Origin of the sequence: Bradyrhizobium sp. AZCC 1588 (assembly GCF_036924735.1) — a bacterium.
Taxonomy (GTDB): domain Bacteria; phylum Pseudomonadota; class Alphaproteobacteria; order Rhizobiales; family Xanthobacteraceae; genus Bradyrhizobium.
On record NZ_JAZHSC010000001.1, the window covers coordinates 6,220,231 to 6,240,909 of the forward strand.

General features: G+C 64.5%; 20 protein-coding genes and 2 pseudogenes. 9 read left to right on the plus strand and 13 right to left on the minus strand.

The features are described 5' to 3' along the window. Positions 1-26: 26 nt before the first annotated feature. The 3 genes and pseudogenes from V1277_RS28885 to topA form a co-directional block, all read right to left on the minus strand. Complete coding sequence (locus V1277_RS28885) at positions 27-464, minus strand: DUF983 domain-containing protein (protein WP_334419214.1); 438 nt, start codon at positions 462-464, stop codon at positions 27-29. Beyond that, positions 452-2,807, minus strand: a pseudogene (gene rnr, locus V1277_RS28890) (ribonuclease R). The gene V1277_RS28885 and the pseudogene rnr overlap by 13 nt, the downstream one beginning before the upstream one ends. Then, the gene (topA, locus tag V1277_RS28895) at positions 2,808-5,570 is read right to left on the minus strand and encodes a type I DNA topoisomerase (RefSeq protein WP_334419215.1); all 2,763 of its coding nucleotides are present in this window, start codon (positions 5,568-5,570) and stop codon (positions 2,808-2,810) included. Positions 5,571-5,800: 230 nt separating this feature from the next. On the opposite strand from topA, the gene V1277_RS28900 reads away from it, so the two are divergent. After that, positions 5,801-6,043: a hypothetical protein gene (locus tag V1277_RS28900; RefSeq protein ID WP_057845678.1), complete on the plus strand. Its 243-nt coding sequence runs from the start codon at positions 5,801-5,803 to the stop codon at positions 6,041-6,043. A gap of 162 nt (positions 6,044-6,205) precedes the next feature. Continuing rightward, on the plus strand, positions 6,206-6,346 hold the full coding sequence (locus tag V1277_RS28905) for a hypothetical protein (protein ID WP_176721964.1): 141 nt from the start codon (positions 6,206-6,208) through the stop codon (positions 6,344-6,346). A gap of 64 nt (positions 6,347-6,410) precedes the next feature. Here V1277_RS28905 and V1277_RS28910 read toward each other — a convergent pair whose 3' ends face one another. Beyond that, the gene (locus tag V1277_RS28910) at positions 6,411-7,016 is read right to left on the minus strand and encodes an FMN-dependent NADH-azoreductase (protein ID WP_334419216.1); all 606 of its coding nucleotides are present in this window, start codon (positions 7,014-7,016) and stop codon (positions 6,411-6,413) included. 101 nt (positions 7,017-7,117) lie between these two features. Here V1277_RS28910 and V1277_RS28915 point away from each other — a divergent pair, with 101 nt between their 5' ends. After that, on the plus strand, positions 7,118-7,519 hold the full coding sequence (locus V1277_RS28915) for a winged helix-turn-helix transcriptional regulator (RefSeq protein WP_334419217.1): 402 nt from the start codon (positions 7,118-7,120) through the stop codon (positions 7,517-7,519). Positions 7,520-7,651: 132 nt separating this feature from the next. Here V1277_RS28915 and dprA read toward each other — a convergent pair whose 3' ends face one another. Together dprA and V1277_RS28925 are read right to left on the minus strand one after the other, a co-directional pair. Further along, complete coding sequence (gene dprA / locus V1277_RS28920) at positions 7,652-8,776, minus strand: DNA-processing protein DprA (RefSeq protein WP_334419218.1); 1,125 nt, start codon at positions 8,774-8,776, stop codon at positions 7,652-7,654. A 97-nt stretch (positions 8,777-8,873) separates the two neighbouring features. Then, positions 8,874-9,053, minus strand: coding sequence for a GDCCVxC domain-containing (seleno)protein (locus tag V1277_RS28925; RefSeq protein WP_334419219.1), 180 nt, complete (start codon positions 9,051-9,053; stop codon positions 8,874-8,876). A gap of 84 nt (positions 9,054-9,137) precedes the next feature. Between V1277_RS28925 and V1277_RS28930 the strand changes: the two genes are divergently transcribed. Together V1277_RS28930 and V1277_RS35105 are read left to right on the plus strand one after the other, a co-directional pair. After that, on the plus strand, positions 9,138-10,379 hold the full coding sequence (locus V1277_RS28930; protein ID WP_334419220.1) for an amidase: 1,242 nt from the start codon (positions 9,138-9,140) through the stop codon (positions 10,377-10,379). Further along, positions 10,380-10,469 (plus strand): annotated as a pseudogene (locus V1277_RS35105) (transcriptional regulator); the annotation flags it as partial. Between the two features lie 10 nt (positions 10,470-10,479). Here the strand turns inward: V1277_RS35105 and plsY are convergent. The 3 genes from plsY to V1277_RS28945 are packed head-to-tail and all read right to left on the minus strand — an operon-like array spanning position 10,480 to position 13,365. Further along, positions 10,480-11,073 carry a glycerol-3-phosphate 1-O-acyltransferase PlsY gene (gene plsY, locus V1277_RS28935; RefSeq protein WP_334419221.1) on the minus strand — a complete coding sequence of 198 codons (594 nt, stop codon included), beginning with the start codon at positions 11,071-11,073 and terminating at the stop codon, positions 10,480-10,482. Positions 11,074-11,106: 33 nt separating this feature from the next. After that, positions 11,107-12,408 (minus strand): dihydroorotase, encoded by a 1,302-nt coding sequence (locus tag V1277_RS28940; protein ID WP_334419222.1) that lies wholly within the window; start codon positions 12,406-12,408, stop codon positions 11,107-11,109. A gap of 3 nt (positions 12,409-12,411) precedes the next feature. After that, a complete protein-coding gene (locus V1277_RS28945; protein ID WP_334374918.1) occupies positions 12,412-13,365 on the minus strand; it encodes an aspartate carbamoyltransferase catalytic subunit in 954 nt (317 codons plus the stop codon). A 240-nt stretch (positions 13,366-13,605) separates the two neighbouring features. On the opposite strand from V1277_RS28945, the gene V1277_RS28950 reads away from it, so the two are divergent. Genes V1277_RS28950 through V1277_RS28960 form a run of 3 tightly spaced genes read left to right on the plus strand, consistent with a single transcriptional unit; the run spans position 13,606 to position 16,857 of the window. After that, on the plus strand, positions 13,606-14,352 hold the full coding sequence (locus V1277_RS28950) for a M15 family metallopeptidase (protein ID WP_442894533.1): 747 nt from the start codon (positions 13,606-13,608) through the stop codon (positions 14,350-14,352). A gap of 22 nt (positions 14,353-14,374) precedes the next feature. After that, positions 14,375-16,018 (plus strand): acyl-CoA dehydrogenase family protein, encoded by a 1,644-nt coding sequence (locus V1277_RS28955; RefSeq protein ID WP_334419223.1) that lies wholly within the window; start codon positions 14,375-14,377, stop codon positions 16,016-16,018. Between the two features lie 56 nt (positions 16,019-16,074). Beyond that, positions 16,075-16,857, plus strand: a complete 783-nt coding sequence (locus V1277_RS28960; RefSeq protein WP_334419224.1) for a CPBP family intramembrane glutamic endopeptidase — start codon at positions 16,075-16,077, stop codon at positions 16,855-16,857. Here V1277_RS28960 and V1277_RS28965 read toward each other — a convergent pair. From V1277_RS28965 to V1277_RS28975, 3 genes are all read right to left on the minus strand, one after another. Continuing rightward, positions 16,854-17,783, minus strand: a complete 930-nt coding sequence (locus tag V1277_RS28965; RefSeq protein ID WP_334419225.1) for an AEC family transporter — start codon at positions 17,781-17,783, stop codon at positions 16,854-16,856. The two genes, V1277_RS28960 and V1277_RS28965, sit on opposite strands and share 4 nt — an antisense overlap. Before the next feature lie 2 nt (positions 17,784-17,785). Then, the gene (gene ruvX / locus V1277_RS28970; RefSeq protein ID WP_334374922.1) at positions 17,786-18,268 is read right to left on the minus strand and encodes a Holliday junction resolvase RuvX; all 483 of its coding nucleotides are present in this window, start codon (positions 18,266-18,268) and stop codon (positions 17,786-17,788) included. Between the two features lie 92 nt (positions 18,269-18,360). Further along, positions 18,361-19,296: a cyclase family protein gene (locus V1277_RS28975; protein WP_334419226.1), complete on the minus strand. Its 936-nt coding sequence runs from the start codon at positions 19,294-19,296 to the stop codon at positions 18,361-18,363. Between the two features lie 199 nt (positions 19,297-19,495). On the opposite strand from V1277_RS28975, the gene V1277_RS28980 reads away from it, so the two are divergent. After that, a complete protein-coding gene (locus V1277_RS28980) occupies positions 19,496-19,711 on the plus strand; it encodes a hypothetical protein (protein ID WP_334419227.1) in 216 nt (71 codons plus the stop codon). Here V1277_RS28980 and V1277_RS28985 read toward each other — a convergent pair. Then, positions 19,698-20,579 carry a LysR family transcriptional regulator gene (locus V1277_RS28985; RefSeq protein WP_334419228.1) on the minus strand — a complete coding sequence of 294 codons (882 nt, stop codon included), beginning with the start codon at positions 20,577-20,579 and terminating at the stop codon, positions 19,698-19,700. The two genes, V1277_RS28980 and V1277_RS28985, sit on opposite strands and share 14 nt — an antisense overlap. Positions 20,580-20,679: the final 100 nt, after the last annotated feature.

Sequence of the window (20,679 nt, forward strand, 5' to 3'; positions counted from 1 at the left end):
TGGTGCTTCTTGTCACTACGGTCTAGCTAGACCGGCGGGATGTCGCTAGGGGCATTTTCATCAAAGCCGTGCATGCGCAGCGCCCATTGAATGCCGACCACCGCGCCCTTGATCGGCTGCAGCAGCACGAGCGAGGAGACGAGCGTCGCCGGCAGATACATCGCCAGTTGCAGCCACACCGCGGGCGAGTAGTTGGTTTCGATCCACAGCGCCGCCGGCACCACGATGTGGCCGACGATGACGATCACGAGGTAGGCCGGCAGATCGTCGGCGCGGTGCGGGGTAAAATCGAGCCCGCACTTCGAGCAATTATCGGCAGTCTTCAGGAAAGCGCGAAACATCTTGCCTTCGCCGCAACGCGGACAGCGGCAACGGAAGCCACGCTTCATAGCGGTCCAGAGGTCGCGCTTCTCGGCCTGCGCGGTGTCCCGGGTCCATGTCGTCGCGGCGTTCACCGTTTCCATGACTTGCCTTTCTTCGATTTGCCGGGCCTGGCTTTGCCCGACTTGCCCTTGTGAGGCTTGCGAACCTTGTCGCGCGGGCTGCGGCCCGGATGCGATTTCGACGGCTTTGCCGACGCTTTCGAGCCGTCGCGTTTTCTGCCGCGCGGAATAACCTTGCCTTCCACTTGGCCTTCCGACAACAGCTCGAACCGCAACGCGCCGGCTACCGGTGCGGCTTCTACCAGACGCACGTCGACAACGTCACCCAACCGGTGCATGGCACCGCTGCGTGAGCCGACGAGCGCGTGACGCGTCTCGTCATAATTGTAGTACTCGGTGCCGAGCGTGCGGATCGGGATCAGCCCGTCGGCGCCGGTATCCGATAACTTCACGAACAGCCCGGCGCGGGTCACGCCGGAGATACGGCCCTGAAACGTTGCGCCTATACGGTCGGCGAGGAAATGCGCGATCAGCCGGTCGGCGGTTTCGCGCTCCGCCTTCATCGCGCGGCGCTCGGTCAGCGAGATCTGCGCCGCGATCTCGCCCAGTGTCTCCAGCGTCTCGATCTCCGGCAACGCGCCTTCACCGAGACCAAGCGCGCGGATCAGCGCGCGATGCACGATCAGATCAGCGTATCGCCTGATCGGCGAGGTGAAATGGGCGTAGCGGCGCAGGTTGAGGCCGAAATGGCCGTAATTCTCCGCCGAGTATTCCGCCTGCGCCTGCGAGCGCAGCACCACCTCGTTGACCAGCGGCTCGTAATCCTCGCCGCGGACCTGGCCCAGCACCCGGTTGAACAGCGAAGGTCGTAGCGCGCCGGTCTTCGCAAACGACAGGTCGAGCGTTTTCAGGAATTCCTGGAGATTATGAACCTTCTCCAAGGTCGGTTCGTCATGCACCCGATAGATAAGCGGCAACGCCTTCTTTTCAAGCATTTCGGCCGCGGCGACGTTGGCGAGGATCATGAATTCCTCGATCAAACGGTGCGCATCGAGACGCTCCGGCACGATGACGCGATCGACCGTTCCGTCGGGCTTGAGCAGGATTTTTCGCTCGGGCAGATCGAGATCGAGCGGATCGCGTTCGTCGCGCGCGAGCTTCACCAGCGCGTAGGCGGCGTAGAGCGGCGTCAGGATCGGCTCCAGCAGCGGGCCGGTGATATCGTCGGGCCGCCCGTCGATCGCCGCCTGCGCCTGCGCGTAGTGCAGCTTCGCGGCCGACCGCATCAGCACGCGATGAAAGCTGTGCGAGCGTTTGCGGCCGTCGGGGCCGATGACGAGCCGCACCGCGAGCGCGCCGCGCGCTTCGCCCGGCACCAGCGAGCAGAGATCGTTGGAGATGCGCTCCGGCAGCATCGGCACCACGCGGTCCGGAAAATACACCGAGTTGCCGCGCGTCACCGCTTCGCGGTCTAGCGCCGAGCCCGGGCCGCACGTAGAAGGCGACGTCGGCAATCGCGACATGGACCACATAGCCGCCCCTGTTGTTCGGATCGGAATCGGGCGCGGCGTGCACCGCGTCGTCATGGTCCTTCGCATCAGGCGGATCGATGGTCACCAGCGGCAAATCGCGCCAGTCCTCGCGGCCTTTCAAGTCAGCAGGCTGCGCGGCCTCGGCTTCGCGCAAGGCGGATGGCGAAAACGCTTGCGGGATTTCGTGGGCGTGGATCGCGATCAGGCTGATCGCCTTTTCGCTCGACAACGAGCCGAGCCGCTCCTTCACTTTGCCGGAGGCGAGGCCATAGCCGCGCGAGCGCACCAGATCGACGCTAATGAGGTCGCCATCCTCGGCGCCCGCGGTGTCCGATGGCGCGATGTTCAATTCGCGCCCGGCCTGCTTCTTGTCGACGGGAACGAGCAGGCCGCCGCCGCCAGGCAGTTTGCGGAAGATGCCGAGCACACGCGCGCGGGCCTGATCGATGATCTTGATGACGCGCCCGCGATAGGGGGCGCCTTCGCTATCATCAGCCTTCTCGATCCGCAGCAGGGCCCGGTCGCCGACGCCGGCTGCCGTGCCGGGTTGCAGACGGCGCGGGACGTGGATGCGGATCTTCGGCGCGGGGCCGCTCTGTTCTGTGTCCCATTCGGTGGGAGTGGCGAGCAGTTCGCCGTCGGTGTCGCGTCCGGTGATGTCGGCGATCACGGTCGGGGGCAGGAGGGCCGTCTCGTGAATCTTCCGGCCCCGTTTGGCGATGGCACCTTCGTCGGCGAGCTCGCGCAGGATACGTTTCAGTTCGGCGCGGTCGGCATTCTTCAGGCCGAACTCGCGGGCGATCTCGCGGGTGCCGATCTTGCCCGGATGGGCACGAATAAAGGCGACGATGGCGTCCCGGGCCGGAAAGCCATGGTCGTGTTTTCTCTTCACTTATCCTCGCGCCTTGCCCGCGCGCTTTTTCGCGGGCGTCTTGGGTGCAGTGGGCTTTGCCGCCGATGTCTTGGCGGCGGAGGCGACCGGCGCGCGCGCCTTGCTCACGGCCTCCGATTTCGGCTTCGCGGCCGGCTTCTTCGCCGGCGCCTTCTTGGCGGGCTTCGGCGCATCGGGATCGGCAGTCTTGCTGGCAGTCTTGGCGGCGGCCTTCTTCGGCGCGGACTTCTTGGCGCCGCGCTTTGGCTTGCCGCCGCCCTTGGCGGCGCGTTCGTCGATCAGCGCGATGGCTTCGGCCAGCGTGATCGTATCCGGCGTCTTGTCGCTCGGGATCGTGGCGTTGACACCGCCTGCGGTGACATAGGCGCCGTAGCGACCGTTCTTGACGGCGACACCGCCAAGGCTCGGATGCTCGCCGAGCGGCTTGCCGGGATCGGCGCCGAAGCGGCGGCCGCTCGGGCCTTTTGCGATCTTTTCCGCGATCAGCGTCACCGCGCGGTTGAGGCCGATGTCGAACACCTCGTCGCCGGCCTCCAGGCTCGCATAGGTCTTCTCGTGACGCACAAACGGGCCGAAGCGGCCGATGCCGGCAGTGATCGGCTCGCCGGTTTCCGGATGCTTGCCGATCTCGCGCGGCAGCGACAGCAGTTTGAGCGCCAGTTCCAGCTCCATGTCGCCTGGCGACATGTTCTTGGGAATGCCGGCGCGCTTGGGCTTTTCGCCCTCTTCGTAATCCTTCTGCTCGCCGAGCTGGATGTAGGGGCCGAAGCGGCCGGCCTTCACCGTCACGTCGAGGTCGGTTTCGGGGTCCTTGCCGAGGACGCGATCGGCGCTCGCCTCGGAGTCGGCGGCCAGCGGACGGGTGTAGCGGCATTCCGGATAGTTCGAGCAGCCGACGAAGGCGCCGAACTTGCCGGCCTTCAGATTGAGCCGGCCGGTACCGCAGGTCGGGCACTGCCTGATGTCGCCGCCATCGGCGCGGGCGGGGTAGATGTGCGGCCCCAGCATGTCGTCGAGCGCATCCAGCACCTCGGCGACGCGCAGATCCTTGATGTCGTTGACCGCGCCGATGAAGCCAATCCAGAAATCCTGCAGCACCTGCTGCCAGGAAATCTCGTTGTTCGAGATGCGGTCGAGTTGTTCCTCCAGCGCGGCTGTGAAGTCATACTCCACATAGCGCGAGAAGAAGTTTTCGAGGAAGGCGACCACGACGCGGCCCTTGTCCTCGCCATGCAGCCGCTTCTTCTCCAGCTTGACGTAACCGCGGTCTTTCAGGACCTGCAGGATCGAGGCGTAGGTCGAGGGACGGCCGATGCCGAGCTCTTCCATCCGCTTCACCAGCGAGGCTTCGGAGAAGCGCGGCGGCGGCTCGGTGAAATGCTGGGTGACGGCAAGCGCCTGCCGCTTCAGGGCTTCGCCTTCGCTCATGGCGGGGAGGCGGCGTGAATCTTCGTCTTCCTCGTCGTCGCGGCCTTCCTGGTAGAGCGCGAGGAAACCGTCGAACTTGATGACCTGGCCCGAAGCGCGCAGCTCCAACGCGCGCGAGCCGGCCTTCGCCGCGATATCCACGGTGGTGCGTTCGAGTTCAGCCGATTCCATCTGGCTCGCAATGGTGCGGATCCAGATCAGCTCATAAAGCTTGGCCTGATCGGGATCGAGGCGGCGGCGCATCTCGGCGGGCCGGCGCGACAGATCGGTCGGGCGGATCGCTTCGTGCGCTTCCTGCGCGTTCTTGGCCTTGGTCTGGTACTGGCGCGGCGCGTCGGGGACATAGGCGTTGCCGTAATCCTCGCCGATCACCTTGCGCGCTTGGGTGATCGCGGAGCCGTCGATCTGCACGCCGTCGGTTCGCATATAGGTGATGAGGCCGGTGGTCTCGCCGCCGATGTCGATACCTTCGTAGAGGCGCTGCGCGATCCGCATGGTGTGCGCCGGTGCAAAGCCGAGCTTGCGGCTGGCTTCCTGCTGCAGCGTCGAGGTGGTGAAGGGGGCCTGCGGATTGCGGCGCGCGGGTTTTGCTTCGACGGTCGAAACCGTGAAGTTCGCCGCTTCAATGGCCTTCTTGAGATCTTCGGCTTCGGCGCCGGAGCCGATGTCGAGCCGCTGGATCTTCTTGCCGTCGGCGCCGACGAGACGCGCCTCAAAGCTGTCGCCGCGCGGCGTGGTCAGGGTCGCGACCAGCGACCAGTATTCGCGCGGGACGAATTTTTCGATTTCGAGTTCGCGGTCGCAGACCAGCCGCAGCGCGACCGACTGCACGCGGCCGGCCGAGCGCGCGCCCGGCAGTTTGCGCCAGAGCACGGGGGAGAGCGTGAAGCCGACCAGGTAGTCCAGCGCGCGACGCGCCATATAGGCGTCGACCAGCGCACCGTCGATCTGGCGCGGCGCCTTCATGGCATCGGTCACCGCTTGCTTGGTGATGGCGTTGAACACCACGCGCTCGATCTTCTGATCCTTCAGCGCGCGTTTTTCCTTCATCACCTCCAGCACGTGCCAGGAGATCGCTTCGCCCTCGCGATCAGGGTCGGTTGCGAGAATCAGCCGGCTGGCGCCCTTCAGGGCCTTGGCAATGTCGTTGAGCCGGCCGGCCGCCTTGGGATCGACCTCCCAAATCATCTGAAAATTGGCGTCCGGATCGACGGAACCGTTCTTGGCGGGGAGGTCGCGGACATGGCCGAACGAGGCCAGAACCTCGTAGGAGGCGCCCAAATACTTATTGATCGTCTTGGCTTTCGCCGGCGACTCCACGATGACGATATTCATGTCATTCCAATGGCTTACGGGAAAAGATAAAGGCGGGTTCCGCGAGACTCGCGGCCCACCGATTGGACCCGAACATGGGTGGTGAGGCGGCCCCTGTCAAATCGGCAAATGCCGCCAGGGAACCTTTCGCTGTCCACTTATATCTGAGGGGTTGCGAAATGCGCCCTAGAGTTGCGCCTCCAAAGGGGTTATTTTTGGGCAATATTTTGTGCCGTTAGGATGCAAATTTTTTGAGCAAGGCTGCGGGCGGCCGGAAGCGGAAGGCTTCAGGCAAGAAACCGGAATCGCCAACCGAAGAACGAGGTGAGGAAGGCGGCCCCGACGAGGCCGTGGCCTTCATTGCGGAGACCGTTGCCGAACTGGTCAAGCTCGCGGAGCGCCATCGGCTCGAGGTGCTCAGCCATTTGCTGGGCATGGCGCAGCTCGAGGCGGAAGAGCGGCTGCGCACCCGCAGCAAACGCAAGCTGTCGTGAAAAGATGAAGGCCGGAATTGACAGTGCGTGACCGTCGCGCTGGCCGGCTCTGGCGCCCTGCGGCGGATTGGCGCTGAGCCAGAACGCGCATTGAACCCGGGGTGTAACTGCAGGACATTTTGAGGCAGGCGTTCTTGCCAATCAAAGAACCGGAGAGCCGTCATGCCGAAAACCGCTGGCATCTCCTCGTCGGCGTCGCAAAGTTCGGATACCGCTCAACTTGTTTCAGTTGCCCTGTTTTCCGGGGTCGGTCTGCTGATCTCGCTGGTCGTCGTTATCCTCCGCATCAACGGCGTCTTCTGATTGAGCGGCTGCCGTCGCGCCTGGCGGCGGCAACCGCTCTCGTCTCAAGCTAGGCTGCCAACTCCTAGGCTGCCAAGTCTCTCGCTGCCCTCAGCGCGCCGGCCACGGCTTTTTCGCGATGCTCCGGGCCGACCTGAATGCCATCGGCGGAAATGAATTCGGGATTCCTGATGCCGATGAAGCCGAATACCCAGCGCAAATAGGTTTCGAGATGTTCACCGAGCGCGGCCGGCGTGTCCGGGCCGTAATAGCCACCGCGCGAGATCGCGACGATGACGCGCTTGTTGCCGGCCAGCCCCTGGACACCTTGGGCATCGTATTTGAAGGTCTTCCCCGCGACCAGGATACGGTCGATCCAGGCTTTGAGCTGGCTCGGGATCGTGAAATTGTACATGGGCGCGCCGATCACGACGATGTCGGCGGCGAGAAATTCGTCCAGCATGGCCTGGCCGGCGGCGACGTCCGCCTGCAGCGAAGCCTCGACGGCCGTTCCCTGACCGGCAGCGAGGTGTGAGCCGGTGAGATGCGCCAGCGGGGTCAGCGTGAGATCACGGTAGCTGACTTCGAGGCCGGGGGTGGATTGACGCAGGCGGTCGACGATGGCGGCGGAAACCTGGCGGCTGACGGAGTGGGGGCCGAGAACGCTGGAATCGAGATGCAGGAGTTTCATGGTAGGGGTCACCCTTGTGGTATCGGTTTGTAACTGGCGCTATATGAGTGACCGTGACATAACCCCGCAAGAACGCACATTTCTTTCACCCGAGCACATCCATGAGACCCGAGCACATCAATGTTCCTGCCTTACCGCCCAGGAGTCACGACGGGGAAAATTGCCGCGCCGTAGCGTCGGTATTGGCGCGGGTTGGCGACAAATGGAGCGTGTTCGTGATCATGATGCTGATCGATGGGCCGCAGCGCTTCAATGAGCTCAAGCGCAAGATCGGCGGTATCTCACAGCGGATGCTGACGCTCACGCTGCGTGGACTGGAGCGCGATGGCCTCGTCACGCGCACCATCTTTCCGACTATCCCGCCGCGCGTCGATTACGAGCTGACCGATCTCGGCCGAGGACTCGCAGAGCCGGTGCAGGCGCTCGGCAAGTGGGCGTTCGAGCACTTGCCGGAGATCCAGGGCGCGCGGACCAGCTTCGATGCGCGCAATCCGAAGGACTAGAGTCTGACGAAATTAGGTTCAGTCGATCGCATGGCTACGCCGGCCGTTGCCGGCTACTTTGCATGGGGTTGTTTTCGATATTTTGTTTGGGCGGTTCACGAAGCATCAGGCCGGACCTGATCTCATCATTCTCTAGATCAGCGACACCAACCCGCCGCCGTGACGCTCCAGCCGTCCGGCGAGTTCGAGTTCGAGCAGCACCGTGCGGACGATGGTGGGCGAGAGGCCCGACATCCGGATCAGATCGTCAAGGCTGATCGGGCTCGGTCCCAGCAGTGCGACGATGCGCTCGCGTTCGCCTGGATCGGTGTTGAAGTCGAGCGGCTCGTCGTCCTCGCGCGCCTCGAGCATGATCGGCCGTTCGAGGATCGGCTGAATGGCGTTGATGACGTCGTTCGCTTCGGTGACCAGCGCCGCGCCCTGCTTGATCAGATCGTTGGTGCCGGCGGCGCGCGGATCGAGCGGCGAGCCGGGCACTGCGAACACTTCGCGGCCCTGTTCAGCGGCCATCCGCGCCGTGATCAGCGATCCCGACCTATGCGCGGCCTCGATCACGACGACGCCGAGCGAGGCGCCGGAGATCAGGCGGTTACGGCGTGGAAAGTCGCGGGCGCGTGGCACGTGGCCGAGCGGCATTTCGGAAATCGCTCCGCCTTGTTTGAGCAAGATCGCCAGCAAATCTTGATGCTCCGGCGGATAGATCCGGTCGTGGCCGCCGGCCAGCGCCGCGACCGTGCCGCTTTCGATCGTTGCGCGATGCGCGGCCTGATCGATGCCGCGCGCCAGCCCGGAGATGACAACGAAGCCAGCGTCGCCGAGGTCGCGCGCCAACTGGCCGGCGAATTTCAATCCGGCGCCGGAAGCGTTGCGCGAGCCGACGATCGCGATCATCGGCCGCATCAGCGCGTCGGGCGCACCGCGCACGCCGAGTAGCGGCGGCGGATCGTCGAGGGTCGCCAGCCGCGGCGGGTAGGCGGCTTCGCCCGGCGCCACCAGCGAGACGCCGATCTTGTTGGCCGCAGCGATCTCGGTCCGCGCCTCCTCCTCGCTGCAGATGCGCCCTGAACGCGCAGCGCCGCCACGCCGCGCCAGATCGGGCAGTCGCTCCAGCGCCGCGCGCGCATTGCCAAAATGACTGATGAGCGAGTTGAAGGTGCGCGGGCCGACATTGTCGCTGCGGATCAGGCGCAGCCGGTCGATCCGCTCGGCGTCGGTGAGGTGAAGGGTGGGAATGGTATGTGGCGTCCGGTCATGCATGCGGACGCAGCTTTGCCCAACCTGAGATTGCGATCAACCTGTTTGACGCAAAAACGTCCTGAGCTTGTTAGCGGCAGCAGGCACCTTTGCCGCTTTCCTAAACGGCAGGACACGGCACGGAGCCGTACGAGCAGAACACGCAGCAGTCGCCCGCCAGCGGTTTCAGCCTCTCGCCGCAGCCTTTACAGACATAGAAAAACTGGCAGGCGTCCGTTGGCATTTGCTCATCGGCTTGATGGTTGCAGCGCGGACAGGTCAGGATGGATTCAAGCTGCATCAGGAGTCACGGATAATTTTGACAGCGGCGGATCAATCATATTCCATCCAGCCGCCACGATCAAAAGCCGCAGGAACCATGCCCATGATCTCGCTCGCCGGCCTCCAGCGCCGCATAGATGCAGGCGAGCTTTCACCCGATGCCGCCGTCGCGCAGTCGATGGAAGCGATCACCACACAGGACAGGACGATTGGCGCTTTCGTCTGCCGTGCCGAAAATCTGCGCGCGGCAAGCACCGGGCCGCTGCGCGGCATCGCGGTGGGCATCAAGGACATCATGGATACCGCGGAGTTTCCGACCGAGATGGGCTCGCCGATCTACCGGGGATATCGATCGCGCGGCGACGCTGCCGTCGTGATGATGCTGAAGCAGGCGGGCGCCAGCATCATCGGCAAGACCACAACGACGGCATTCGCCTCGCTGGATCCGACGCCGACGCTCAATCCGCACAACAAGGGTCATACACCCGGCGGATCGTCATCGGGTTCGGCCGCAGCGGTGGCGGCCGGCATGATCCCGCTGGCGCTGGGGACGCAGACCGGCGGTTCGGTGATCCGGCCGGCCTCGTTCTGTGGCGTCGCCGCGATCAAGCCGTCCTACCACGTGTTGCCGACGGTCGGGGTGAAATGCTATTCGTGGACGCTTGATACGGTGGGGCTGTTCGCGGCCGGCGTCGATGACGTCGCGCGCGGGTTATCGGCAATGACCGGCCGGCCCGAATTGCTTCTGCCGCCCACGATTTCAACACCACGCATCGGCGTCGTGATCCAGGATTTCGCCGGCGCGCCGGAAGCGTCAGGCGAGGCGGCGTTGCGGATTGCGACGCGGGCGGTGGAGAAAGCCGGCGCGTCCGTGCGTGCGCTGAACCTGCCCCAGATTTTTGCCGGCGCATGGGCTGCGCAGCCGGTCGTGCAGGAATTCGAGGCGCATCGGGCGCTCGCCTGGGAGTATCGTGAACATTACGCGGAGATGGCGCCGCTCTTGCGGGCCAAGCTGGACGGGAGCAGGGACACAACGCCCGCCGCCTATGACGCGGCGATTAGAACAGCGAGCCGCGCCAGACAGGCGCTGGAAAAAGTGTTCGATGAGGTCGATGTGCTGCTGACCTTCTCCGCACCAGGTGCTGCCCCGCGGGGTTTGGCTTCGACCGGCGACGCCCGTTACAATCGGCTATGGACGCTGATGGGCGTACCCTGCGTCAACGTTCCGGCTTTTGTGGCGGGCGTCAATTTGCCGGTGGGCGTGCAGGTGATTGCGAGATACGGCGCGGATGCGCAAGCACTGGCGGCGGCGCGGTTTGTGGAAGACGCGCTTGCCCGGAAATAGGGTGACCGGCTCGATGTGCTGGCGACACTGATCGACACCTACGAAGCGAAGCACTATCCCATGGATCCGCCGGATCCGATCGAAGCGATGGCGCGCTCCGCTACCTCGCCCCGATCCGTCCTTCGGTCCCGGCCTGCAGCCGCTTGATGTTTTCGCTGTGTTTCCAGAACAGCAGCAGCGTCAGCACGACGAACAGCGACGCCAGCGCGGGGTGGCCGAACCACCACAGGAACAGCGGGGTGACAAACGCGGCGACCAGCGCCGACAGCGACGAATAGCGCGTGGTCAAGGCGGTGGCTAACCAGATCAGGCAGAACATCACGGCCCCCGGCCAGAACAGGCCGATCAGCACGCCGATATAGGTGGCGACGCCTTTGCCGCCGTTGAATTTGAGCCAGACCGGGAAGAGGTGACCGAGGAATGCGCCGAGCGCAGCCAGCATCGCCGCATCTGCGCCGCCGAAATAGCCTGCGATCATTACCGCAGCCGTGCCCTTGAGCATATCGCCGATCAGCGTCGCAGCGGCGAGGCCCTTGCGCCCCGTGCGCAATACGTTGGTGGCGCCGATGTTGCCGGAGCCGATCGAGCGCAGGTCCTGCGTGCCCGCGGCTGTGGTCAGCACCACCCCGAAGGGAATCGAGCCCAGCAGATAGCCGAGAACGAATGCCAACGGCAGCCATACTTCAGGTGACATCGCCGTTACTCCGCGCGGGCTGGTTCGGACGAATCAGACGTGTTCATAAACTGTCCGCCCACCCACGATAGTACGCACGACGCGTCCCGAGAAGCGGGCTTCGTCGAACGGCGTGTTCTTGCACTGCGATTTGAGGTCGGCGGGATCGAGCACCCAGGGCGTATCGGGGTCGATGACGATCACGTCGGCCGGGGAACCCGCCCGCAGCGTGCCGCCGGGCAGGCCGAGAAGCTCCGCAGGGCGGGTCGACATCGCCCGGATCAGCGTCTTGAAATCCATTTCGCCGTTGTGGATCAACCGCAGCGCCGCCGGCAGCATGGTCTGCAGCCCGACCGCGCCGGAAGCCGCTTCCGCGAACGGCAGCCGCTTCACCTCGACGTCCTGCGGATTGTGATCGGACATCACGACATCGACCAGGCCGGAGGCGACCGCTGCGACAAGGGCGAGGCGGTCCTCCTCGGTGCGCAGCGGCGGCGAAAGCTTCAGGAAGGTGCGGTAGGGGCCGATGTCGTTTTCGTTCAGGGTGACGTGGTTGATCGATACGGAAGCGCTGACGTCGAGGCCGGCGTCGCGCGCACGCTTGAGGATTTCCAGCGACTCGATCGACGACAGCGAGGCCGCGTGATAGCGCCCGCCGGTCAGCGCCACCAGACGCATGTCGCGTTCGAGCATCACCGCCTCGGCGGCGTTGGGAATGCCGGCGAGCCCAAGCCGGGCGGCGAACTCGCCCTCGTTCATCACGCCTTCGCCGACGAGATCAGGGTCCTCGGTGTGGTGCACGATCAGCGCGTCGAAATCGCGCGCATAGGTCAGCGCCCGGCGCATCACCTGCGCATTGGTGACGCTCTTGTCGCCATCGGTAAAGGCGACCGCGCCGGCGGCCTTCAAGAGGCCGATCTCGGTCATTTCCTGGCCGCCTAGCCCCTTGGTCAGCGCCGCCATCGGGTGGATGTTGACAATCGCGGTGTCGCGGGCGCGGCGCAGCACGAAGTCGACGGTGGCCGAATTGTCGATGACAGGCGAAGTGTCCGGCTGGCAGATGATGGTGGTGATGCCGCCGGCGGCCGCCGCCTGGCTCGCGGAGGCAAAGGTTTCGCGATGGCTGGCGCCGGGCTCGCCGACAAAGGCGCGCATGTCGATCAGCCCGGGGGCGACGATCTTGCCGGCGCAATTAATGATGTCGGTACCTTCAGGCACGCCGGCGGCGCCGATGCCGCGCCTGGAGTCACGGATCGTTCCGTCGGCAATCAGGACGTCGCCGGGGCCGTCAAGGTCCCTGGAGGGATCGACGACGCGGGCGTTCGCAAGCAGGATCGGGCGGCGGTCAGTCAGCATGATTTACGCGTTCGGCAGGTTGCGGGCGAGCGCTTCAAGCACCGCCATCCGCACTGCCACTCCCATTTCCACCTGTTCACGGATCAGCGATTGCGCGCCGTCGGCCACGATCGAGTCGATCTCGACGCCGCGGTTCATCGGGCCCGGATGCATCACCAGCGCGTCCGGCTTGGCGTAAGCGAGCTTCTTCTGGTCGAGGCCGAAATAGTGGAAGTATTCGCCCGACGACGGCACGAAGGAGCCGTTCATGCGCTCGCGCTGCAGCCGCAGCATCATCACGATATCGGCGCCGTTGAGGCCTTCGCGCATGTCGCGCGCGACCTCGACGCCCATCCGCTCGATGCCGCGCGGCAGTAGCGTGGAGGGCGCGACGACGCGGACGCGCGCGCCCATGGTGTTGAGCAGAAGGATATTGGATCGTGCCACGCGGGAATGCATGACGTCGCCGCAGATCGCGATCACGAGGCCTTCCAGCCGGCCTTTATTCCGGCGGATGGTCAGCGCGTCCAGCAGCGCCTGGGTCGGATGTTCGTGCGCGCCGTCGCCGGCATTGATCACGGAACCGTCAACCTTGCGCGCCAGCAGTTCCACCGCGCCGGAGGCGTGGTGCCGCACCACCAGGATATCCGGGTGCATGGCGTTCAGCGTCACCGCGGTGTCCATCAGCGTCTCGCCCTTGCGGATCGAGGACGAGGACACCGACATGTTCATGACGTCAGCGCCAAGCCGTTTTCCCGCCAGTTCGAACGAGGATTGGGTTCGGGTGGACGCCTCGAAAAACAGGTTCACCTGGGTGCGACCGCGCAAGGACGTGCGCTTTTTGTCCACCTGGCGGTTGAGCTCGACATATTCCTCGGAAAGGTCGAGCAGGCCGGTAATATCGTCAGCGGAAAGCCCCTCGATTCCCAGCAAGTGCCGGTGCCCGAGGACAAAGGTCGATTTCGATGCAGGGGTCATTAAAGCGAGAGCTATAGGCAGAGATGCCATGCAGGGCAAGCTTCAAATCCGAGGTGCCGACTTATCCACTAGCGCTTCCGCGACAGGGTAAATGGGCCCCCAGTGTTCCGCGCCGGGGGATTCCACTAGAATGGCCGGGATTGGCACGCGATACATCGGGGAAAACGTGCGGCATTTCACTCAATGCATTCGGATCATGTGGGCGCTGGCGTGATCGTCCGCAGGGGTGCGGGAAGGCGGATGACACTCGCGGCGATGTTCGCGGCGGGTTGCATCGCTAGCGCCGCCGCGCAGGCGCCAAAACTGCCCGCCGGTTTCGTTTATCTGCGCGATATCGATCCGACCATCATCCAGGATATCCGCTACGCCGGCTCGAACAATTTTGTCGGCCGTCCACTGCGGGGCTATGCGGCCGCCGAATGCGTGGTGAAACGCGACGTCGGCGTGCTCTTGAAGAGCGTTCAGGAAGAACTCGCGCTGCAGAACCTGTCGCTGAAGATGTTCGATTGCTACCGCCCGACGCGCGCGGTGGCCGACATGGTGGCCTGGTCGCGCGATGGCCGCGAAACGCCGGCGCAGAAGCGCTACAATCCATCGTTCAGCAAGGCCGACCTGTTTCACCTGGGCTATATTGCCGAACGTTCCGGGCATTCGACCGGAGCTGCGCTCGATCTCACATTGGTTGATCTGAAGGCCGACAATTCGGCAACCTTCGATCCCGCCAAGGATTATGCCGACTGCATCGCCAACGTGAACCTGCGTGCGCCGGAAGGGAGCGTCGACATGGGCACCGGCTACGATTGTTCCGACGCCAAGTCTCACAGGGCGGCGAAATCCATCACCGCGGCGCAACGCCGCTGGCGCGAGAAGCTGGTTCAGGTGATGGCGCGGCGAGGATTTGTAAACTATTCGAAGGAGTGGTGGCACTTTTCGCTGCCGGGCGCGGGCGGGCGGGCCTATGATTTCCCGATCACGCCGCGGAAGTGATTTAACCGTTTCAGGATCAGCCATGAGCCAGGCAACATTTTCGACCCACGAGGTCTTCAACCAGTCGCCGCCATTTTGGGATGTCGATCTATACGTGGCCGACCGGCCGCTGCTCGATGCAGTCGCCGCCAACGGCGGCGCTGCGGCAGAGGGGGAGCTGTCTGACTTCGGCAAGCATTGGGGTTCTGCGGCAATGGCGGAGCGCGGCCGGATTGCCAACGAGAATACGCCCAAGCTGCGCACCTTCGATTCACGCGGCAATCGCCGCGACGAGGTCGAGTTTCACCCCGCCTATCACGAACTGATGGCGCATAGTGCGCATGCCGGCGTGCATAATTCGACATGGACCGCCGACGGCAAACCGGCCGGCGGCGCCTGCGAAGTGGTGCGCGCGGCAAAATTCTACATGGCAGCACAAGTCGAGACCGGGCATCTCTGCCCGATCACCATGACGCGCGCGTCGGTGGCGGCGCTTGCGGAACAGCCTGACCTATTGGCGAAGGTGATGCCGGTCGTCGCGACGCGTTCCTATGACCCGAGCTTTGCGCCGTGGCCGACAAAACGCGGCATGACGCTCGGCATGGGCATGACCGAGAAGCAGGGTGGCACCGACGTCCGCTCCAATATGACCCGGGCGGAGCGTGACGGGGACGTCTACCGCATCACCGGACACAAATGGTTCATGTCGGCGCCGATGTGCGACGCCTTCCTGGTGCTGGCGCAGGCGGATCAGGGATTGACCTGCTTCTTCATGCCGCGCTTTGCCCCGGACGGCTCGGTCAACGCGATCCGGTTCCAGCGGCTGAAAGACAAGCTCGGCAACCGCTCGAACGCCTCCTCGGAAGTTGAGTTTCACAGCGCCTACGCCGAGCGCGTCGGCGCCGAGGGCAAGGGCATCCGCACCATCATCCAGATGGTGCAGTTGACGCGGCAGGATTGCGCGATTGCTTCCGCCGGGCTGATGCGATCCGGCCTGGCGCATGCGCTGCATCATGCACGGCACCGCAGCGTGTTCCAGAAACATCTCGCCGACCAGCCGCTGATGCAGGCGGTGCTGTCGGACATGGCGCTGCATGTCGAGGCGACCGTCGCGCTGGTGATGCGGCTATGCCGTTCGTTCGATCGCGCCCCCGTTGACGCCAAGGAAGCCGCCTATATGCGGCTGCTGACGCCCGCGATCAAATACTGGGTCTGCAAGAGCGCGCCGGGCTTTCTCTATGAGGCGATGGAGTGCCTCGGCGGCAATGGCTACGTGGAGGAGGGCATTCTGGCGCGGCATTACCGGGAGTCGCCGGTCAATGCGATCTGGGAAGGCTCCGGCAATGTGATGTGCCTCGACGTGCTGCGCGCGCTGTCGCGCGAGCCCGAAGCAGCCTCCGGCATCGTGCATGAACTGACCGGAGAGACGCTCGGATTGCCGGGCGCGGGTGAAGCAACCGCGTTCATCGGCAAGGCATTCCACCGGCCGGACAGCGAGCGCGTGGCGCGGGTGGCGGTCGAAAAGCTGGCGCTGCTGGCGGCTGCTGCTGCGCTCAATGCCGTGTCGCCACGGCATGCCGAGTTGTTCGCAACCACGCGCCTTGCCGGCAACCACGCCGGCATGTATGGCGCGGTCGATCTGGACAGTGGCGACATAAGCGGCCTTCTGGAGCGCGCGCTGCCGTGAACATGTCTCCCATCGTCATGGCCGGGCTTGGCATGACGACATCGAGAAAGTGATTGATGGATTCCCTCACCACCGCAAGTCCCACTGCAGTACCGCCCGCGATCCCTGATCAGCGGCCGCCACGCGCCTGGAAATTCTGGGGCACGACGCTGTGGGGCGTGTTCATCTTTGCCGCGATGTTCCTCGGCCAACTCTCGGTCATCATCTATTTTGTGCTGCGGCAGGGCGGATCGTTCGACATCGCTGAGGCGATCCGTGTCATCGGCGGCGGCCTGACCATCTCGCTCTCGGTCATCCTGGGATTGCCCGCCGTGCTGTTGGCGACATGGGTCGCGATCCGTCCAACGCGCATATCCTTTGCCGATTATCTGGCGCTGCGCTGGCCCTCATGGCGCGATTTCTTCATCGGCCTCGCCGCGCTGGCCATTCTCGTCGGCGGCTGGGACCTGCTGTCGCGCGCGCTCGGGCGCGAGGTGACGCCGGGCTTTATGGGCGAGGTCCTGAAAACAGCGCAGGCCGACGGCGCGCTGTGGCTATTGGTGATCGCGTTTGCCGTCGCAGCACCCATGTGGGAGGAGATCTTCGCGCGCGGGTTTCTCTATCGTGGCTGGTCGGAGTCGCGGCTCGGCGTCGCCGGGGCCATCTTCCTGTCGTCGCTGGCCTGGACTTCGTTGCATCTGCAATACGACTGGTTCTTTTTCGGCGAGGTGTTTTCGATCGGCTTGTTGCTGGGCTATCTGCGCTACCGCACCAATTCGACCTGGCTGACCATCGCGCTGCACGGCATCAACAATCTGGCGGCGACCATCCAGACTTTCTGGCTGGCTGGCTCCCACTAGCACAAAGCCGCCAGCGCGATGGCAATTGGCATGGTCACCGCCGCCAATATGGTCTGCAGCGTGATGATCTGGGCCAGCAGCGGTGCGTCGCCGCCCATCTGGCGCGCCAGCACATAGGCCGAGGAAGAGGTGGGCACCGCGGCGCAGGCCGTGACGATGGCAAGGTTCGAACCCGAAACGCCGAACCAGAGTGCCAGTGTGACCGCGATCACGGGCATCAACACGAGCTTGAGCACCAGTGCGACCGAGGCGGCGAGGCTCGGCCGGAACATGCCTTCGAGGTGCAGGCCGGCGCCGGTCACCAGCAACCCGATGGCGAGCGAGGAACGTCCGAGCGCATCGGCCACCTCGTGCCAGAGTTTGGGAAGCGGGATGTGGGTGACGTTGAGCGTCAACCCGATGACGCAGGCCCAGATAAACGGATTGAGTGCCACGGTCGCGACGATGGTGCCAACCGAGCGCTTTTCCGGCGAAGCGTAGTGAGCGAGCACGGAAACGCTGAACACGTTGACCAGCGGAATGATGGCGACCATCGCGACGGAAGCCAGCGCCAGCCCGAGGTCGCCGAACAGATTGCCCGAGACGGCAAGCGCCACATAGGTCTGCCAGCGGGTGGCGCCCTGGAAGATCGAGGTGAAGGCGGGGCCGTCGATCGACAGGCGGGCGAGCAAGGGCCGTAGCGCCAGGCAGAGCAGCGACATCAAAAGCACCGAGAGTAGCAGCGCGCCGCCGACACCGGCTACCGGCACCTTGCTCAGGTCGGCCTTGACCAGGGTCTGCACCAGCAGGACTGGAAACAGCACGTAGTAGGTCAGCCGTTCCAGTCCATGCCATTGCGTCTCGGGCCGGATCAGGGTCCGCTTCAGGATGAAGCCGAGCACGATCAGCAAAAACACCGGCAGCAGCGCCGCGATGACGATCGCCATTCTCAGCGATCCCTGCGCAGTTTTGCGAGCCGGTCCAGCGCGCCCTGCAGGATGAAGATCGCGGCGTGCTCGTCGATCACCTCGGCGCGGCGGGCGCGAGAAACGTCCATGCCGATCAGCTCGCGCTCGACCGCCGCAGTCGAAAGCCGCTCGTCCCATAAGGCAATGGCAAGCCCGGTGAGATTGGAAAAATTGCGGGCAAAGGCGCGGGTCGATTGCGCGCGCGGCCCCTCGCTGCCGTCCATGTTGATGGGCAGCCCAAGCACGAAGCCGACCGCGTTGCGCTCGCCTGATATCGCGAGCAGCCGCGCCGCATCGGCCTTGAAGGCCTTGCGCTGGATGGTCGCGACACCGGTCGCCAGCCGGCGGTCGGGATCGGACACCGCGACGCCGATGGTCTTGGTGCCGAGATCGAGGCCGATCAGGGCGCCGCGCTCGGGCCAATGGGTGACGGCGTCGATCAAGGGGAGGATAGGGGCAGGCATTGCCCCGCTTAACACGCGCCGCGTCGTGCACGCAAAGCCGATCGCGGCGTGGCATCCATGCGAGAAGGCCACGCCGGCTATCGGATTCGGTCTTACCGGATCGCGACCGGGTTGATCATGCTCTGCACGCCGCCCTTGAAGCGCGGCTGGCCGAGCACGAACAGGAACTCATAGGCCTTGTCCTTGGCGAGTTCAGCCGTGTCCATGTTCTCCAGAATGTAGGTGCCGTTCATCGGCAGCAGGACCTGATGCACCTCGAAGACATTCTTGGTCTCGAACGGGACGGCTTCGACGCCCCAGGTGTCAGCCCCGACCGCGACGACGCCCTTGCCGGCAAGGTACTTGGCGCCTTCGACGCCGAGGCCGGGTTCGCCGGCGCCAAAGCGCTTGTCGTCCTTGCCGATCAGGCTGAGCCAGCCGGTATGGAAGATCACGACGTCGCCCTGGCGGATTTCGACGTTCTGTTTCTTGGCGACTTCCTCGATTTCCTTGGTGTTGAAGGCGGTGCCTTCCTTGACCACGTCGGTGCCGTAATGGGCCGCCATGTCGAGCAGCACGCCGCGCGTGACCATCGGCGGGATCTTTTCGACGCCGAGCTTCTTCAGCCCGGTCGGATCGGCGAAATCGGCGAGCTTGTTGCCGTTGTAATAGACATGCTCGACGCCGATGTGGCCGAGGCCGTCGAGCTGGCTGCCGACGCCGGCCCAGCCCTCGATGATGTCGTCATTATAAGTGGTCTTGGTCGGCCCGAGGCCGGGAATGCCAGCCTGGCCGGGCTGCACGATGGTGACCTTGAACGCGCGGGGCGGATAGGCGGGGGTCTTGGAATCGACGGGAATGCCGAGTGCGTAGGTCTTGCCGGTCTTGACCAGGCCAGCAGCCTTCACGACGAGTTCGGGCGTCATGTAGTTGGCGGCGCCGATCTCGTCGTTCGGTCCCCATTTCGATTTCGTCCAGTCTTGAGCGCTTGCCGTTCCGACGGTACCCAACAGGGCGACAGAACAGCACAACACGAATGCGTTGCGCATCGCAGTCCCTCCCAGATGTTGACGTTATGGTTTTTGGTGCTAGCGCCTCATACTAACGTAGCGGTGCGCGGCGGCTAGAAATTTTTCGAGCCGATGCGTGTGTTGCGATGGGAAGGCCGCGAGTGCTGCGCCGCAATTCGACTTGTTGCAGAATTGAGGCAGCGGAATTTTCGCGCAACGGAACGCGTGGGGCAGTTCAGTGGATGCGCTTAGCCTGTTTGGTTTGTTCGCGGTAACCGCGATGCTCGTGGCCTACGCGCTGGAGGACAGCAGCCACTGGTTCATCCTTGCCTTTGCAGGCGCATGCGCGCTCGGCTCGGTGTACGGATTTCTGCAGGGCGCCTGGCCGTTCGGGCTGGTCGAGGCGATCTGGGCCGGCGTCGCGCTGCGGCGCTGGAATGTCAGGCGGCGATGACCTCGCCGTTATTTTCCAGGCAGGCGGCAAAGCCCTGCAGGGCGCTGTATTGATGGGCCGTGCGACGGGTGATGAAAAGCGTCTCGACGCGTGCCTGCGCCGGGCTCAGCGTGTGGACGTTGACGGTGTCGTTCCGCCCGACCACGGCGCGCGGCAGCAGCGTCACGCCCATGTCGGCGGCGACGCAGCCGATCATACCGTCGAGCGTGCCGAGCTCGAAGCGCGTGGCCGACGGCCAGCCGAATTCCGAAAACACCTGTTCGAGCCGCTGCCGGTAGGTGCAGCCGATGCGGAAGACCAGGGCGGTCGGACCCGAGCCGGGCGTTCCCGCGCGTAAAGCACTGAGGCTCTGCCAGCGCCGTGCCGTGACCAGCACCAGTTCTTCGCGGAAGGCGAGCGTCGCGTCGAGTTCGGCATGCTCGATCGGACCGGCAACGAATGCGCCGTCAAATTTGCCGTTGAGCACGCCGGCCACGAGGTCAGCCGTTGTCGAGGTCCGCAGGCTCAATTGAACGGCGGGGAAGCGGCGATGGAATTCCGCGAGCAAAGAGGGCAGGCGTATCGCGGCCGTCGTTTCCATCGAGCCAATCGACAGCGGCCCCTTCGGCTCGCCATCGTCGCGCGCGGCCAGCACCGCCTCGCGCGACAGCGCCGCCATCCGGTCGGCATAGGGAAGCAGGCGGCGGCCGGCGCCGGTCAGCGTCATTCCGCGGCTGTGCCGTTCGAACAACGCGGTGCCGATCTCGGCTTCCAGCGCCTTCACGCGCTGGGTGACGTTGGACTGCACAGTGTTGAGTTCGTCGGCGGCGCGGGTGATGCCGCCGAGCCGGGCAACGGCCGAGAAGGTGACGAGATCGCTCAGCTCCATGGTGAGCTCCGTTTCTTTATAGAGATGGCAGAATTCAATATTATTCATTTTTGGAGAATGATAGTTCGGCCTAGATTGCCTGTCCAGTTTGCAGGGAATG

Coding starts and splice junctions, on each gene's coding strand:
- V1277_RS28885 (WP_334419214.1), bottom strand. CDS start 464: ATGGAAACGGTGAACGCCGCGACGACATGGACCCGGGACACCGCGCAG.
- topA (WP_334419215.1), bottom strand. CDS start 5,570: ATGAATATCGTCATCGTGGAGTCGCCGGCGAAAGCCAAGACGATCAAT.
- V1277_RS28905 (WP_176721964.1), top strand. CDS start 6,206: ATGCCGAAAACCGCTGGCATCTCCTCGTCGGCGTCGCAAAGTTCGGAT.
- V1277_RS28910 (WP_334419216.1), bottom strand. CDS start 7,016: ATGAAACTCCTGCATCTCGATTCCAGCGTTCTCGGCCCCCACTCCGTC.
- V1277_RS28915 (WP_334419217.1), top strand. CDS start 7,118: ATGAGACCCGAGCACATCAATGTTCCTGCCTTACCGCCCAGGAGTCAC.
- dprA (WP_334419218.1), bottom strand. CDS start 8,776: ATGCATGACCGGACGCCACATACCATTCCCACCCTTCACCTCACCGAC.
- V1277_RS28925 (WP_334419219.1), bottom strand. CDS start 9,053: ATGCAGCTTGAATCCATCCTGACCTGTCCGCGCTGCAACCATCAAGCC.
- V1277_RS28930 (WP_334419220.1), top strand. CDS start 9,138: ATGATCTCGCTCGCCGGCCTCCAGCGCCGCATAGATGCAGGCGAGCTT.
- plsY (WP_334419221.1), bottom strand. CDS start 11,073: ATGTCACCTGAAGTATGGCTGCCGTTGGCATTCGTTCTCGGCTATCTG.
- V1277_RS28940 (WP_334419222.1), bottom strand. CDS start 12,408: ATGCTGACTGACCGCCGCCCGATCCTGCTTGCGAACGCCCGCGTCGTC.
- V1277_RS28945 (WP_334374918.1), bottom strand. CDS start 13,365: ATGACCCCTGCATCGAAATCGACCTTTGTCCTCGGGCACCGGCACTTG.
- V1277_RS28950 (WP_442894533.1), top strand. CDS start 13,606: ATGACACTCGCGGCGATGTTCGCGGCGGGTTGCATCGCTAGCGCCGCC.
- V1277_RS28955 (WP_334419223.1), top strand. CDS start 14,375: ATGAGCCAGGCAACATTTTCGACCCACGAGGTCTTCAACCAGTCGCCG.
- V1277_RS28960 (WP_334419224.1), top strand. CDS start 16,075: ATGGATTCCCTCACCACCGCAAGTCCCACTGCAGTACCGCCCGCGATC.
- V1277_RS28965 (WP_334419225.1), bottom strand. CDS start 17,783: ATGGCGATCGTCATCGCGGCGCTGCTGCCGGTGTTTTTGCTGATCGTG.
- ruvX (WP_334374922.1), bottom strand. CDS start 18,268: ATGCCTGCCCCTATCCTCCCCTTGATCGACGCCGTCACCCATTGGCCC.
- V1277_RS28975 (WP_334419226.1), bottom strand. CDS start 19,296: ATGCGCAACGCATTCGTGTTGTGCTGTTCTGTCGCCCTGTTGGGTACC.
- V1277_RS28985 (WP_334419228.1), bottom strand. CDS start 20,579: ATGGAGCTGAGCGATCTCGTCACCTTCTCGGCCGTTGCCCGGCTCGGC.